Origin of the sequence: Phytomonospora endophytica (assembly GCF_014202425.1) — a bacterium.
Classification (GTDB): Bacteria; Actinomycetota; Actinomycetes; order Mycobacteriales; family Micromonosporaceae; genus Phytomonospora; species Phytomonospora endophytica.
Window position 1 is genome coordinate 390,795 of record NZ_JACHGT010000002.1, and the last position, 13,723, is coordinate 404,517.

General features: G+C 71.5%; 15 protein-coding genes. 7 read left to right on the forward strand and 8 right to left on the reverse strand.

Going from position 1 to position 13,723, the window contains the following annotated elements; all coding sequences use genetic code 11:
* Window positions 1–18: 18 nt before the first annotated feature.
* Complete coding sequence (locus tag HNR73_RS05065) at window positions 19–1,761, forward strand: CDP-glycerol glycerophosphotransferase family protein (protein ID WP_184786078.1); 1,743 nt, start codon at window positions 19–21, stop codon at window positions 1,759–1,761.
* A gap of 73 nt (window positions 1,762–1,834) precedes the next feature.
* On the opposite strand, the gene HNR73_RS05070 is transcribed toward HNR73_RS05065, so the two are convergent.
* Both HNR73_RS05070 and HNR73_RS05075 read right to left on the reverse strand, forming a co-directional pair.
* Complete coding sequence (locus HNR73_RS05070) at window positions 1,835–2,440, reverse strand: response regulator transcription factor (protein WP_184786079.1); 606 nt, start codon at window positions 2,438–2,440, stop codon at window positions 1,835–1,837.
* The gene (locus HNR73_RS05075) at window positions 2,437–3,621 is read right to left on the reverse strand and encodes a sensor histidine kinase (protein ID WP_184786080.1); all 1,185 of its coding nucleotides are present in this window, start codon (window positions 3,619–3,621) and stop codon (window positions 2,437–2,439) included. The genes HNR73_RS05070 and HNR73_RS05075 overlap by 4 nt, the downstream gene beginning before the upstream one ends.
* Before the next feature lie 191 nt (window positions 3,622–3,812).
* On the opposite strand from HNR73_RS05075, the gene HNR73_RS05080 reads away from it, so the two are divergent.
* The gene (locus tag HNR73_RS05080; RefSeq protein WP_184786081.1) at window positions 3,813–4,244 is read left to right on the forward strand and encodes a hypothetical protein; all 432 of its coding nucleotides are present in this window, start codon (window positions 3,813–3,815) and stop codon (window positions 4,242–4,244) included.
* A gap of 27 nt (window positions 4,245–4,271) precedes the next feature.
* Window positions 4,272–4,841, forward strand: coding sequence for a hypothetical protein (locus HNR73_RS05085; RefSeq protein WP_184786082.1), 570 nt, complete (start codon window positions 4,272–4,274; stop codon window positions 4,839–4,841).
* A 46-nt stretch (window positions 4,842–4,887) separates the two neighbouring features.
* Here HNR73_RS05085 and HNR73_RS05090 read toward each other — a convergent pair whose 3' ends face one another.
* The 3 genes from HNR73_RS05090 to HNR73_RS05100 form a co-directional block, all read right to left on the reverse strand.
* Window positions 4,888–6,039, reverse strand: coding sequence for an Mrp/NBP35 family ATP-binding protein (locus HNR73_RS05090; protein WP_184786083.1), 1,152 nt, complete (start codon window positions 6,037–6,039; stop codon window positions 4,888–4,890).
* Between the two features lie 27 nt (window positions 6,040–6,066).
* Entirely contained in the window at window positions 6,067–6,888 is an 822-nt protein-coding gene (locus tag HNR73_RS05095) for a hypothetical protein (RefSeq protein ID WP_184786084.1), read from the reverse strand.
* 183 nt (window positions 6,889–7,071) lie between these two features.
* Window positions 7,072–7,917, reverse strand: a complete 846-nt coding sequence (locus HNR73_RS05100) for a PhzF family protein (protein ID WP_184786085.1) — start codon at window positions 7,915–7,917, stop codon at window positions 7,072–7,074.
* 58 nt (window positions 7,918–7,975) lie between these two features.
* Between HNR73_RS05100 and HNR73_RS05105 the strand changes: the two genes are divergently transcribed.
* Together HNR73_RS05105 and HNR73_RS05110 are read left to right on the forward strand one after the other, a co-directional pair.
* Window positions 7,976–9,226, forward strand: a complete 1,251-nt coding sequence (locus tag HNR73_RS05105; RefSeq protein ID WP_184786086.1) for a magnesium transporter MgtE N-terminal domain-containing protein — start codon at window positions 7,976–7,978, stop codon at window positions 9,224–9,226.
* A complete protein-coding gene (locus tag HNR73_RS05110) occupies window positions 9,219–9,698 on the forward strand; it encodes a DUF1003 domain-containing protein (protein ID WP_184786087.1) in 480 nt (159 codons plus the stop codon). Before HNR73_RS05105 ends, HNR73_RS05110 begins: the two co-directional genes overlap by 8 nt.
* 4 nt (window positions 9,699–9,702) lie before the next feature.
* Here the strand turns inward: HNR73_RS05110 and HNR73_RS05115 are convergent, their stop codons facing one another.
* From HNR73_RS05115 to HNR73_RS05125, 3 genes are read right to left on the reverse strand one after another with little or no spacing between them, the layout of a single operon-like run.
* The gene (locus HNR73_RS05115) at window positions 9,703–10,080 is read right to left on the reverse strand and encodes a hypothetical protein (RefSeq protein ID WP_184786088.1); all 378 of its coding nucleotides are present in this window, start codon (window positions 10,078–10,080) and stop codon (window positions 9,703–9,705) included.
* Window positions 10,077–10,655, reverse strand: coding sequence for an AmmeMemoRadiSam system protein A (gene amrA / locus HNR73_RS05120; protein ID WP_184786089.1), 579 nt, complete (start codon window positions 10,653–10,655; stop codon window positions 10,077–10,079). The genes HNR73_RS05115 and amrA overlap by 4 nt, the downstream gene beginning before the upstream one ends.
* A gap of 60 nt (window positions 10,656–10,715) precedes the next feature.
* On the reverse strand, window positions 10,716–11,540 hold the full coding sequence (locus HNR73_RS05125; RefSeq protein WP_184786090.1) for an SDR family NAD(P)-dependent oxidoreductase: 825 nt from the start codon (window positions 11,538–11,540) through the stop codon (window positions 10,716–10,718).
* A gap of 88 nt (window positions 11,541–11,628) precedes the next feature.
* On the opposite strand from HNR73_RS05125, the gene HNR73_RS05130 reads away from it, so the two are divergent.
* Both HNR73_RS05130 and HNR73_RS05135 read left to right on the forward strand, forming a co-directional pair.
* Entirely contained in the window at window positions 11,629–12,411 is a 783-nt protein-coding gene (locus HNR73_RS05130; protein ID WP_239122029.1) for an SDR family NAD(P)-dependent oxidoreductase, read from the forward strand.
* 179 nt (window positions 12,412–12,590) lie between these two features.
* A complete protein-coding gene (locus HNR73_RS05135) occupies window positions 12,591–13,430 on the forward strand; it encodes an ABC transporter permease (RefSeq protein WP_239122030.1) in 840 nt (279 codons plus the stop codon).
* Window positions 13,431–13,723 lie beyond the last annotated feature (293 nt).

Below are 13,723 nucleotides of genomic sequence, written 5' to 3' on the forward strand. Positions count from 1 at the left end.
AACCGGGACGACCCAATAATGGACAAAGCCACGATCAAGAAGGTCGCCGGGAAGCTCGCCCCGGCAGGTTTGGGCGTCTTCGCCCTGGCCGCCTTCGCTCTCACCGACTGGCCATGGCTCGGCTTCGGGGTGGCCGCGCTCGCCGTGGCCTATCTGTGGTGGAACAACCGCGCCGACGGCCTTGGCAAGTCGCTGCCGGACCGGGCCCTGCTCACCGCGGCCTTCATGGTCTGGGCGGTGAAGTCGGAGAACGGCTCGGGTGAGCTGCTCAACCTCGGCTGCGGTGTGCTCCTGCTGCTGGTGACCCTCTACGAGCCGCTGCTGCGCCAGTCGCTCAACGTGGGCCGCCTCGATTCGCGCAACCTCAAGCTCGCGCGTTCGAAGCGGGAGAAGTTCTTCGCGCCGAAATGGCCCTACCTGGCCCACTTCGGGCTGCTGGCGCTCTACGGCGTGAGCGTCGGTCTCGGCTGGCCGGCGTGGCCGGTCCTGGCGGGCCTCGGCGTCGTCGCGGTGGTGAACTTCAGCGCGGTCCTGAGCGCCTGGCGCGAGCGCCGGTCGAGCACGCACGGCCACAACGGCGACCAGGCCGTGTGGGACGCGCTGGAGAAGCACGCACCGAAGTTCATGGTCCACTACTCGGCTCCTCCCGGCACCGAGTACCACGTGGGCATGTGGCTTCCGTACCTGGAGGCGCTGAAGGTGCCTTACATGGTGGTGCTCCGCGAGGGACGCGCACTGGGCGCGATGTCGAAGCTGACGAAGGCGCCCGTCGTGGTCGCCCCGAGCATGGGGCAGCTGGAGCAGGTGATCGTGCCTTCGCTGAAGGCGGCGTTCTACGTCAACAACGGCATGAAGAACGTCCAGTCGATCCGTTTCTCGCAGCTGACGCACATCCAGCTGCTGCACGGCGACTCCGACAAGGCGTCGAGCTACAACCCGGTGACGGCGATGTTCGACAAGATCTACGTCGCGGGCCAGGCCGGCATCGACCGGTACAAGGACAACAACGTGTTGATCCCGGCCGAGAAGTTCACCATCGTCGGGCGGCCACAGGTCTCCGAGGTGGAGATCGTGAACGCGCCGATCGCCGACGCGACCGCGCCGACGGTGTTCTACGCGCCGACCTGGTCGGGCTGGTTCACCGACACGAACTACTGCTCGCTGTCGATCGCCGAGAAGATCCTCGGCGGACTGATCGCGCGTGGTGCCACGATCGTGTTCCGTCCCCACCCCTACACGGCCCGCAACCCGGCCTCGGCCCGCCAGATGGCGCGCGTCGAGCAGTTGCTGGCCGACGACACGGCCAAGTCGGGCCGCGAGCACAAGTGGGGGAAGACGACCACGAAGGACATGTCGCTGTTCGAGTGCATGAACGCCTGCGACGCGATGGTCTCCGACGTGACCGCGGTGGCCTCCGACTGGCTGTACTCGGAGAAGCCGTTCGCGATCACCGACATGCTCGACGAGGGTGAGCGCTTTGGGAAGAGCTTCCCGCTGTCGCAGGCCGCGTACGTGGTGCGTTCCGACGCCTCGAACATCGACGAGGTGCTCGACAACCTGCTCAAGCGCGACCCGCTGTCCGACCGCCGCCGGGACATGAAGACGTACTACCTGGGCGACTTCCCCGGCTCGTACGTCGAGGGCTTCCTCGGCGCCGTGCGCGAGGACCTGCTCGGCAAGCCGGGCTTCGACTCGGCCGAGGCGCCGAAACAGCACCAGACGGCCGCGGCTTTAAGAGATGACGACGACGGGGACGAGTGATCGTCGACCGTCGGGACCGGCCTCGCGCTTCGCGCGGGGCCGGTTTTTCGTGGGGCTCGGGGCGGGCGAAGCATCAGATCCAGCCCTCCTCCCACGCCCGGTGCGCCGCCGCGTGGCGTGAGTTCACACCCAGCTTCGCCATGGCCGCCGACAGGTAGTTGCGTACCGTCCCCGGCGCGAGGTGGACCTCGGCGGCGATGTCGCGCACCGAGCCGCCGCCCCTGGCGGCGCGCAGGACCTCCAGCTCCCGCGCGGTCAGCGGGCACCGGTCCTCGGTGAGCGCGGAGGCGGCGATGTCGGGGTCGACGTACCGCCGCCCGCCGGCGACCTCGCGGATGATCTCGGCGAGCCTCTCGGCGGCCGTCGTCTTCGGCACGAAGCCGCTCACGCCCGCCGTCAGCGCCCGCCGCAGCACGCCGGGCCGGGCGTGGCGGGTGACCAGCACGACGCGGATCTCCGGGTTCTCCGCGCGGATCTCCTCGGCGGCGGCGAGACCGTCGGCCGGGGGCATCTCCAGGTCGAGGACGGCGATGTCGGGCCGGTGCTCGCGGGCCAGCCGCACCGCACCCGTCGACGTCGAGGCCTCACCGACGACGGTGAGGTCGTCCTCCAGTTCCAGCAGCGCGGCCAGCGCGCCCCGCAGCAGGTCCTCGTCGTCGGCGATCAGCAGGCGGATCATCGGCTCTCCATCGGCAGCGGCAGGGAGGCGGCCACGGTGAAGCGGTCCCCCTCGCGTTCCCAGGTCAGTTCCCCGCCGGCGCCGTCGAGGCGTTCGGCGAGGCCGCGCAGTCCGGTCCCGGCGGCCGACCCGGGCGGGGCGGCGCCGTCGTTGCCGACGCGCAGGCGGGCGCGGCCGCCGTCGACGGTGAAGTCGACCTCGGCGCTGCGGGCGCTGCTGTGGCGCAGGACGTTGGTGGTCGCCTCGCGCACGACGAGCCCCAGCAGGTGCCGGGCCGGTTCGGGGAGGTCTTCGGCGCCGTCGACGCCGACGCGGACCTCGATGTCGGCGGCGGCGAGGACGCGGCCCGCGTTGGCGATCTCCTCGTCGAGGGTGGTGCGGCGGTAACCCTGCACGACGGCCTTGGTGTCGCGGATGGCGTCGGTGGCCATCCCGCGCACCTCGCGCATCTCGGCGGCGGCGCGCTCGGGGTCGGCGGCGGACAGCCGGGCGGCGAGTTCGCTCTTGAGGGCGATGACCTGGAGGTGGTGGCCCTGGATGTCGTGCAGGTCGGCGGCGAAGCGCAGGCGTTCCCGCGCGACGGCGAGGTCCCCGGCGAGGCCGCGGGCGGTGTCGAGACGTTCGGCGACGTCCCAGGCCCACAGCAGGCCGAAGACCATCCAGACGGTGAAGGCGACGATCCCGGGGGCGAGCAGGATCCCGGTGTAGGGGTCGTCCCCGGCGGCCACGGCGGGGATCATCTCGACGGCGACGGCCACGATGATCGCGACGGAGATGAGCGCGCGGCGGGCGGTCCGTGGCAGGAACATCGCGATGACGGTGACCATCGAGGCCGGGGCGACGCACCAGGCCTCGTCGCCGGGGTCGACGGCGAGGACGAGGGCGGCGAGGACGACGGCGGCGACACCACCGGCGGCCAGCCACGCGACCGGCGGTGACGGGTGGGCGCGCACGGTGGGGGTGAAGGCGACCCGGCGCTGGAACGCCATCGTGCACGCGACGGAGACGACGGCCAGGGCGACGAGCCCGACGGCGCCCGACCAGGTCGGCGTCTCGGCGCGGAACTGGCGCCAGCCGAGGACGCCGACGAGGGTGAGCACGACGCTGGCCACGAGTGTCAGCCACGTGAAGCGGCGCAGTTTGCCCAGTCCGGCCGTGGCCACCGCGTCCTGCTCGGTCATCGGGCCATTGTGGCAGCGCCCGGCCACGCCGGAAACGGCTCAGGGAGCGCGGAGGCCGCCTCATGACAGATGTCATCGCCTTCCATGACATCCGTCCGCACAGACCTGCGGTTTCGGCACTACTGGCGGCCGCCCGCGTCGGCGAGGCTGTTCTTACGGAGATACCCCGCCCCTGTATCGAGGAGACGACAGTGAACACCACCGCCCCCGCCAAGAGCTCCCACCACGACCACCACGCCCGCAAGGGCTGGTGGCCCTTCACCCGCCACTTCCTGGAGATGGTCGCGGCGATGTTCGTCGGCATGGCCGTCCTGGGCGGCGCCCGCATGGGCGTCCTGGCCCTGACCGGCGCCGAGATCCCCGGCCAGCCCGCCGCCGACGCGCTGCTGATGGCCTTCGACATGTCCGTCGGCATGGTCGTGTGGATGCGCGTCCGCGGCCACCGCTGGGCGCCCTGCTGGGAGATGACGGCCGCGATGTTCGTGCCCGCCCTCGGCGGCCTGGCCCTGCTGTGGGCCGGTGTCATCACCGAGCACGGCCTGATGATGGTCGAGCACATCGCGATGGCGCCCCTGATGCTGCTGGCCATGTTCATCCGCCCCACCGAGTACGGCCTGCGCTAAACCCCGAGACCCCCGAAAGGAACTGTCGTGGCCACCATCGAGCCCCTCCCCGTCCGCCGCCCCTGGTACCGCCCGGTCCTCGACCGCTGGCCGACCTTCGCCGCCATCGCCGCCTCGGCGGCCATGATCCTCGACAACGGCGACGGCGCCGAGCCGCTGATCCAGCTCTTCCCGCTGCTCCCCCTGGTCTACCTGCTGGTCGCCAAGCTCGGCCGGCCGAAGGCGACCTGGCCGACCGTCCTGATCGGCACCCTGCTCATCGGGGTCCTGCGCTTCGTCGAGGTCATCCCGCCCTCGTCGGTCCTGTTCGGGATCGCGCTGGTGGTCCTGGTGTGGGGCTTCCTCGACGGGCACTCGCGCACGTCGGGGACCTTCCGGCTCCAGGCTCTCGGGATGCTCGCCTTCGGGGCGCTGGGACTGGTCGCGCTGGTCGTCGAGCCGGAGCTCGCCCGCTACCTGATCGCGGCCGGCTGGCTCTTCCACGGCGGGTGGGACTTCTGGCACCTCAAGACCGGCAGGGCCGTGGTCCGCTCCTACGCCGAGGCGTGCGGTGTGGTGGACGTGCTCGTCGGACTGGGCCTGATCTTCGTCATGTAGACCGCAGGAGAAAGGCGGGGCCTCCCGGCCCCGCCTTTTCGCGTGTCTACTTGCGCCCGCCCGGCCCGTTGAGCAGCCCGAGGGGCTTGCCCGCGAGGCTTTCGCGGCGGAGCGCGAGCCGGTCGGCGATCGCGTTGAGGGCGCGCGCGGCCGGGGTGCCGGGGCTGCGCAGCACGAAGGGCTCACCGGCGTCACCGGCTTCGCGCAGACCCGGTTCGAGGGGGATCTGGCCGAGCAGCGGGACCTCGGCGCCGACGAGCTTGGTCAGCGCCTCCGACACCGCCGCGCCGCCGCCCGCGCCGAAGACCTCCATGCGCGAGCCGTCGGGCAGCTCCAGCCAGGACATGTTCTCCACGACGCCGGCGAGACGCTGGTGGGTCTGCATGGCGATCGCGCCGGCGCGTTCGGCGACCTCGGCGGCGGCCATCTGGGGCGTGGTGACGACGAGCAGTTCGGCGCCGGGAAGCAGCTGCGCGACCGAGATCGCGATGTCGCCGGTGCCGGGCGGGAGGTCGAGGAGGAGGACGTCGAGGTCGCCCCAGTACACGTCGGCGAGGAACTGCTGGAGTGCCCGGTGCAGCATCGGCCCGCGCCACACGACGGCGGCGTTGCCGCGGGTGAACATGCCGATCGAGATGACCTTCACGCCGCTCGCCTGCGGCGGCATGATCATCTCCTCGACCTGCGTGGGACGCCCGTCGGCGCCGAGCATGCGCGGGACGGAGTGGCCGTAGATGTCGGCGTCGACGACGCCGACCTGGAGGCCCTTGGCGGCCAGCGCGGCGGCCAGGTTCACCGTGACGCTCGACTTGCCGACGCCGCCCTTGCCGGACGCGACGGCGTAGACGCGCGTGCGGGAACCGGGCTGGCTGAAGGGGATGACGGGCTCGGCGCGGTCGCCGCCGCGCAGGCTCGACTGGAGGTCCTTGCGCTGCGCGTCGGACATGACACCGAAGTCGATGGTCACCCGCGCGACACCGGGGACCTCGGTGACGGCGAGGGTCACGTCGCGCTGGAGCTTGTCGCGCATGGGACAGCCCGCGATGGTCAGCAGGATCCGGACCTCGACGAGGTCGCCGCTGATCGTCACCGTGTCGACCATCCCGAGCTCGGTGATGGGACGGCGGATCTCGGGGTCGTCGACGGTCGCCAGTGCTGCGCGAACGGCGTCTTCCATGGTGGTGCTAGGCGCGGACATGGCTCCCACTCTACGTCTCGGTAACCGTCAGCCGCCCTGCGCGTCCGGCGCCTCGGGACCCCCGTCACCGGGTGTGTCCGACGGGCTTGACGAGGGAGAAGACGACGACGGGGACGGCGACGGCGAGGAGGGCTGTGAGGAAGGCGACTCGCCCGGGGTGGCCGGGTCGGTGGTGGGGGCCTCGGTCTCCTCGGAGGCGGGCGGCGGCTTCTCCGGTGTGTCCTCCGGCGGGTCGTCCCGATCGACGGGCGGCCCGTTGTTGAGGCTGGTGCCGGTGGCGCCGTCGGCCTGCCCGAAGAGACCCGCGAGCGGCTGGCCGAGGAGCGCCTCGGCGATGGTGACGACCCCGAAGGTGAGCCCGCAGACGACGAGGGCGGTCAGCGCGACGGCCTTCCAGCGGGTGAGGAACGGCCGGCGTTCCTCCTCCGGCTCGGGCGCGGGGAGGGTGACCGTGGCCCGGCCCGTGGGGCGGGCCTGCTCCCGTGTCCGGTCACCGCCGTCGCGGATGACCGTGGCGTCGCCGTCGGAACCGGGCGCGGGCAGGCGGATGACCTCGGTCGGCGGGTGCTCCTCGGTGACGACCGCGGTCGGCGTCGCTCCGGCGATCCTGGTGACGTCGTAGCGTTTCGGGATCGCCCGCAGCTTCTCCTTGGTGTGCGTCATGGAGGCCAGATAGAGCGCGGAGCCGACGGTGCTGATCACGCTCGCGAGCACCGCGCCGATGATCGTCCCGGCGACCCCGAGGGTCGAGGCGACGACCGTCGCGGTGACGGCGGCGGCGGTCGCGGCCGCCACCTGGAGACCGCTGAGTTCGAACCGCTTCCCGCTCGGCTGCTGCTCTTCGCTCACGGCACCTCCGTCGTCGTGTCCGGCCCAAAAGCTCCAGGGTGGTCCGCCGGGACCGACACGCCCAGTGGCTGTGGCGCCACTCACCGGTGATGATCGCGACGGGATTCGGGGCGCGTTCGGTGCAACCGGCGTTCGGAAGGGCTTACCCCGGGAGGGGGCGGGACGAAACGGGGTGTGGCGCGACTAATCCGGCAGCGCGACGAGTTCGCCCTTCGCGACCGCGACGACCTCGCCGGTCACCCGGACGCCGACGGCGACGCCGCCCTCGGCCGTCACCTCGCACTCCAGCACCGAAGGCCGCGAGATCTGCTCACCCTGGTCCACCGTGTACGCCGACACCCCGTCGGCGGGCAGCAGGCCCGTGCCGACCAGGTACGCGCCGAGCCCGAGCACGGCCGAACCGGTCGCCGGATCCTCGGCGACGCCGATGCCGGGCGCGAACAGGCGCGCGTGGGCACGGCGGGCCTCGGCGTCCCACGCGAACAGGTACACCTTCGGCACGTCCCGGCGCGGGCTGCTCGCCGCGCGGGCCACCGCGTCGGGCCGCACCGGCAGGAAACTGTGCTCAAGGCCCGAACCGGTCGCGTAGGGCTCGCCCGCGAGGTCCCCGGCGACGAGACCCGCCGCCGACAGCAGCGGCCCGGCGTCCAGCGCCCGCAACGGCGACGGGCGGGCGCCCGTCAGCGTCGCGCGGTCGTCGGCGACCGTCAGATCGAGCAGACCCGCACCGCACTCCTGGACGACCTTCCCGGCCTTGAGGTCACCTCGGCGCAACAACGTCACCGCCGTACCGACACTCGGGTGCCCCGCGAAAGGCAGCTCGGCGCCCGGCGTGAAGATCCGCACCCGGTAGTCCGCGCCCTCCTCGGTGACCGGGAGGACGAAGGCCGTCTCGGAGAGGTTGAACTCGCGCGCGATCGCCTGCAGCCGCTCCGTGGACAGACCCTCGGCGCCGAACACGACGGCGAGCGGGTTGCCGGTGTAGGCGCGGCCGGAGAAGACGTCGACGATCTCAAAGGTCACGGACATGCGCCGAAGCCTACGGCAGAGCGCGGTCCCCAACATCGACAGCGACTAGGCTGCCGGTGTGGCAACCGCGGCGCTCGTCTACCTGGCCAGGCTGGCCGGTACGCCGATCTTCGATCCCAACGGGGACCAGGTCGGCCGCGTCCGCGACGCCGTCGCGCGCCCCCGCCCCGGCAACGCGCCCCCGCGGGTGCTCGGGCTCGTCGCCGAGATCGGCGCCTGGCGCCGCATCTTCATCCCGATGGGCCGCGTGACCAGCGTCGACGCGGGTGCCGTCGTCCTGTCGACCGGGCAGCTCAACCTGCGCAAGTTCGAGTCCCGCCCCGGCGAGATCCTCGTCCTCGGCGAACTCCTCGACCGGCGGGTCACCGTCCGCGTCGAGGAGGGCGCGGCCGCCCGCGGCGGCGAGGTCACCGACGTCGCCATGTGCCGCTCCCCCGGCATCGGTGACTGGGAACTGGCGCGTATCGCCGTCCGCGAACGTACCGGGCGCCTCGGCCGCGCCCACCTCAACCAGTTCGACTGGAACGAGGTGACCGGCCTGGTCGCGCCGACCGGGCAGCAGGGCACGCAGGGCCTGCTGTCCCTCGTGGAGGCCATGCGCGCGGCCGACGTCGCGACGATGATGCTCGACCTGCCCAAGCGCCGCCGGGTCGAACTGGCCGCCGCGCTGGAGGACGTCCGGCTCGCCGACGTCCTCGAAGAGCTGCCCGAACACGAACAGCTGGAGATCATCGCCGCCCTCGGCCGGGACCGCGCCGCCGACGTCCTTGAGGAGATGGAGCCCGACGACGCCGCCGACCTCCTCGCCGAGATGCCGGTCAACGAACGCTCGGAGCTGCTCGACCTGATGGAGCCCGAGGAGGCCAGTCCGGTCCGGCAGCTGCTGAAGTACGTGCCCGGCACCGCCGGCGGCATCATGACCAGCGAGCCGATCATCCTCACGCCCGACACGACGATCGCCGAGGCCCTGGCCCTGCTGCGGGAGCCGAAGAACTCCCCGGCGATGGCCGCGCAGATCTTCGTGTGCCGGCCGCCGTCGCTGACGCCGACCGGCCGCTACCTCGGCATGGTCCACTTCCAGCGGCTGCTGCGGGAGCCGCCCTCCGACCTGATCGGGTCCATCGTGGACCGCGACATCGACCCGCTCGACCCGGGAGACGACCTGACGACCGTGACGCGGAAGATGGCGACCTACGACCTCGTGGCGCTGCCGGTCGAGGTCGAGGGAAGGCTCGTGGGCGCGGTGACCGTCGACGACGTCCTCGACCACCTGCTGCCCACCGACTGGCGGGACCGGGCGCATGACTGACACCCCCGGCGGCCGGAGCCTGTCGGAACCCAAACCGCCCTCGCGCCTGCGGCTCCCGAAGATCAGCTCGGACGCCTTCGGCGCCTTCGCCGAACGCTTCGCCAGGTTCATGGGGACCGCGCGGTTCCTGGTGTACATGACGGGCTTCGTGATCTTGTGGATCACGCTGAACCTGGTGGGGATCTTCGGGTTGCGCTGGGACCCCTACCCCTTCATCCTGCTGAACCTCTTCTTCAGCACCCAGGCGTCCTACGCGGCACCACTGATCCTGCTCGCGCAGAACCGGCAGACCGACCGCGACCGGGTCCAGATCGAGGCCGACCGCCGTCGCGCCGAGGCCGCGAAGGCCGACACGGAGTTCCTCGCGCGCGAGCTGGCCGCGCTGCGGATCGCACTGGGCGAAGTCGCCACACGCGACTTCGTGCGCGGCGAGATGAACCGGCTGCTGGACGAGGTGGGGAAAGGGAAGTAGCGGGTCAGCCCGCGAGTTCCCACACCGCGCACTCGGCGGCCCAGCGGGCCGCGGTGTCGTCGTCGCCGGAGAGGTTGAGCCGTTTCGCGCTCAGCTGCCCGACCAGTTCGTCCCAGGCCTCACCACCGGGATCGACGCGCGAGGCGCTCGCCGGGAAGGTCACGATCGCGCCGCCGTGGTCCCCGCGCAGTGTCACCAGCGGGCGCTGATCGCGCGACAGGCCCGGGTCGGGCTGTTCGCGCGGGCCGACGACGGTGTAGAGCCTGCCCTCCAGCGGCACGACCCACACGGGCCGCGGATCGGCGCCGCCGCAGGAGATCCAGGCGACGGCGGCCTTCTTGACGGCCTCGGCGAGCAGTTCCGGCGCGGGTGCGGTCGTCACGTGCGGCCTCCGGGTGGTGGGGTCGAGACGAACTCCAGGCTCTCATAGCGGCGGGCGTTCAGGCCGCCTTCGGGCCAACGGTTCCAGCCGCCTTTGCGGAGCAGCGCGGCGAGGAACCTCTCCGGCGTGTCGAGGCGGCGCCACACCGAGGGCAGGAAGGTCGAGCGGCGCTTGTCGTCGCTGAGGATCAGGCCGTCGACGCCGGGCCGCAACGCGGCCATCAGCACGCGCGCGTCGTCGCCGCCCTCGATGGGCTCGGGGGCCGTGAGGACCGAGACCTTGACGGTGAGGACGGGCCAGTCGTCGACGTCGACGGGCGCCAGCCGCGGGTCGCTCATCGAACGTTCGGCGTTGCGGGCGACGTCGACGTACAGCGGCCGCTGCGCCTGGAGCGTCCCGATGCAGCCGCGCAACCGCCCGCCGCGCTCCAGGGTCACGAACGACGCCCCCGGCTCACGCAGGCGCGGCGGGTCGTCCTCGCGCAGGAGGGCGTCGGGATCGACGGGCGCGGCCGCCAGGGACAGGCGGACGGTCTCGACCGCGAGCCGGACCACCGCGTCGCCGAAGGCTTCCATAGGTGGCATGGTGTCACGCCGGAAGATCGGACGGGAGCGTGCTCGGCCGATGCCCCGGTCTCACCGCAACCCCACCGCCTTCGCCCCCGACTCCCACAGCTCGTGCGCGACCTCGTCGTCGGAGGCCGCCGCCGACGGCGCATGCCTTTTGCCCCGGACGTAGTAGCCGCCGGAGGTGAAGTCGCCGGGCGCCGCCGTGGCCAGCCACACCAGGGTCTTCGCGCCGGTCTCGGGACTGACGAAACCGGGGAGGCGTTTGGCCAGCCGGAAGAAGGGGTTGTCGTCGCCGAAGCGGGAGCGCACGGCGCCCGGGTGGAAGGCGGCGGTGAGGACCTCGGGTCCCCAGCGGCGGGCGGCCTCGCGGGTGAAGAGGATGTTGGCCTGCTTGCTGTCGGCGTAGGCCTTCCAGCGCCGGTACTTCGCGGGCGTCCCGAAGGCCCCGGGCTCGATTCTGCCGCCGATGTGCGCGCCCGAGGACGTGGTGATCACGCGCCCGCCGGTCAGCCGGTCGCGCAGGAGGTTCGCCAGCAGGAAACCGGCGAGGTGGTTGACCTGCACGGTCAGCTCGAAACCGTCGGTGGTGGTCGTCGCCTTCGGCACCAGGACACCGGCGTTGCAGGCGAGCACGTCGACGCGTTCGTACGTGGCGTGGAGCACCGCGGCGAGGTCGCGGACGGCGGCGAGGTCGGCGAAGTCACAGCGGTAGGCGGCGGCGTCGTGACCGCCCGCGGCGACGACCGCCGCGAGGGCGTCGTCGAGCCGTTCCGGATCGCGTCCGACCAGCACGATCTCGGCGCGCGGGGCCAGTTCCACGGCGGCCGCGCGGCCGATTCCGGCCGACGCGCCGGTGATGACTGTGACGGGTCTGCTCGGCGTGCTAGGCATGCCTTCGATTCTCGTCCATGGGAGGATCAGCGCTATGACCCCCGTACCGCCACGACGTTCCCACCCGGACGTCATTCCGCACCCCACGATGAACCGCCGCGCCCAGGTCGATCCGCAGTCGGCCGGGAGTCTCGACGGCAAGGTGGCGCTGGTGACCGGGGCGGGCAGCCCCGACGGCATCGGTTTCGCGGTGGCCAGGGAGCTTCGCGCGCTCGGGGCCGAGGTCGCGATCGTGTCGACGACGCGGCGGATCCACGACCGGGCCGGCGAGATCGGCGGTTTCGGCTTCGTCGCCGACCTGACCGACGACGCCGAGGTCGCCGGGGTGGCCGACGCGATCGCCGAGCAGGTCGGCGAAGTGGACGTACTGGTCAACAACGCCGGACTGAACTCGAAGGCGGGCCCGGCCGTGCTGCGCCCGGTGGCGCAGCTGACCTTCGAGGAATGGCGGCAGGAACTCGACCGGAACCTGTCGACGGCGTTCCTGGTCAGCCGCGCCTTCGTGCAGGGCATGGCCGAGCGCGGCTGGGGCCGCGTGGTGAACGTGTCGGCGACGGCGGGTCTGCTCAAGGCCGTGCCCGCCGAGGCGGCCTACGCCTCGGCGAAGGCCGGGATGCTCGGGCTGACGCGCGCGCTGGCGATGGAACTGGTCGCCGACGGCGTGACCGTCAACGCCGTCGCGCCGGGCGTCATCCGCACGGGATCGTCGACGGTGCACGAACTCCAGCGCGGACTCGACGCCCCGATGGGCCGCCCCGGAACGCCGGAGGAGGTCGCCTCGGTGATCGCGTTCCTGTGCTCCCCGCAGGCCTCCTACATGACCGGGCAGGTCCTCGTCGTCGACGGCGGCGAGTCGATTCACGCGAACTGACCGAAGCCCGATCCCGTACCTTTCAGGCGTTTCGTTCGCCGGCGCCGGATGGGCGGAGTTCTCCGCAGGACCAGTAGATTCCGCCTTCGGCGATCGCTCTACTATGAGCCCCTGCCGCATCCACTCCTATGCAGGGGAGAGCTCGTGTCACGAACAAAGGGGTCGCTCCGGTGACGGTGATCGGACGAACCCTCGGCAAGGCGACCGGGGTGCGCGCCTTGTGGCGCAACCGTTCCACGCTCACGACGCTGGTGCAGCGCGACCTCGCGGTCAAATACCAGCGTTCGGTGCTCGGGTACTTCTGGTCGCTGATCGAGCCGATGGGCATGGCGGCGATCTACTACTTCGTCTTCGGCATCCTGTACGGCCACAGCGGCAAGAACGTCGACGGCGGCGACTACGCCGTGTTCGTCGTGTCGGGCATCTTCGCCTGGCAGTGGGCGAGCTCGGCGATGTCGGAGTCGACGCGCGCGCTGACCAGCCAGTCCTCGCTGATCACGACGATGCGCGTGCCGCGGGAGATCTTCCCGGTGGCCAAGGTGGTCGCCCGTTTCGCGGAGTTCGCCGCGGGCATCCCGATCATCATCCTCTTCGCGATCTTCCTCGGCAGCGGGTTCAAGAGCTCGATCTGGGCGTTGCCGCTGGCGATCCTGCTGCAGACCTGCCTGCTGGTCGGGCTGGCCTTCATCCTCGGGTCGGTGAACGTGCTGATGCGCGACGTCGAGCGCTTCATGCGCCTGGCGATGCGCGTGCTGTTCTACGCGGCGCCGATCATCTACCCGCTGACGAAGGTCCTCGGCGACGACGCCAACCCCTCGAACGTCCCCGGCTGGCTCCAGGGCGTTTACATGGCCAACCCGTACGTCGGGATCATTCAGCTGCACCACGCGGCCTGGAACCCCAACGAGCTGCCCAGCTGGGGTCTGCTCGGGTACACCGCCGGGGTGTGCGTGGTCGTCCTGTTCCTCGGCTGGGCCCTGTTCAAGAAGCTGGAGAACTCCGTCCTCAAGGAACTGTGAGTTCATTCCACCGCGTCATTCGCCACTCACCGGCGGTCCCATTCGGGGCCGCCGGTGTACGTTTCGGCACTATTCGCCGGTCGCGCCGGCACCGGCCCGGACGCCCGCCCCACCGGCGGGCCGGAGGCTCATTCCGCGTGAACGACAAGTGAATTCCGCCGAGCCCGCGACACCGGCGGTCACCTCGTGTTCCACTCGGGGAGAAGCCCTGATCGAACTGCTTTCAGGTGCCATAAACCGATCCGATGCCGTGCGTTAATCTTCCAGGCGAGACCGGCCGGGACACCGGGGGT

Excerpts from the sequence above, each read along its gene's own strand:
- HNR73_RS05130 (WP_239122029.1), top strand. The coding sequence starts at position 11,629 with ATGAACCGCCGCGCCCAGGTCGATCCGCAGTCGGCCGGGAGTCTCGAC.
- amrA (WP_184786089.1), bottom strand. The coding sequence starts at position 10,655 with ATGGAAGCCTTCGGCGACGCGGTGGTCCGGCTCGCGGTCGAGACCGTC.
- HNR73_RS05070 (WP_184786079.1), bottom strand. The coding sequence starts at position 2,440 with ATGATCCGCCTGCTGATCGCCGACGACGAGGACCTGCTGCGGGGCGCG.
- HNR73_RS05100 (WP_184786085.1), bottom strand. The coding sequence starts at position 7,917 with ATGTCCGTGACCTTTGAGATCGTCGACGTCTTCTCCGGCCGCGCCTAC.
- HNR73_RS05110 (WP_184786087.1), top strand. The coding sequence starts at position 9,219 with ATGACTGACACCCCCGGCGGCCGGAGCCTGTCGGAACCCAAACCGCCC.
- HNR73_RS05125 (WP_184786090.1), bottom strand. The coding sequence starts at position 11,540 with ATGCCTAGCACGCCGAGCAGACCCGTCACAGTCATCACCGGCGCGTCG.
- HNR73_RS05090 (WP_184786083.1), bottom strand. The coding sequence starts at position 6,039 with ATGTCCGCGCCTAGCACCACCATGGAAGACGCCGTTCGCGCAGCACTG.
- HNR73_RS05075 (WP_184786080.1), bottom strand. The coding sequence starts at position 3,621 with ATGACCGAGCAGGACGCGGTGGCCACGGCCGGACTGGGCAAACTGCGC.
- HNR73_RS05065 (WP_184786078.1), top strand. The coding sequence starts at position 19 with ATGGACAAAGCCACGATCAAGAAGGTCGCCGGGAAGCTCGCCCCGGCA.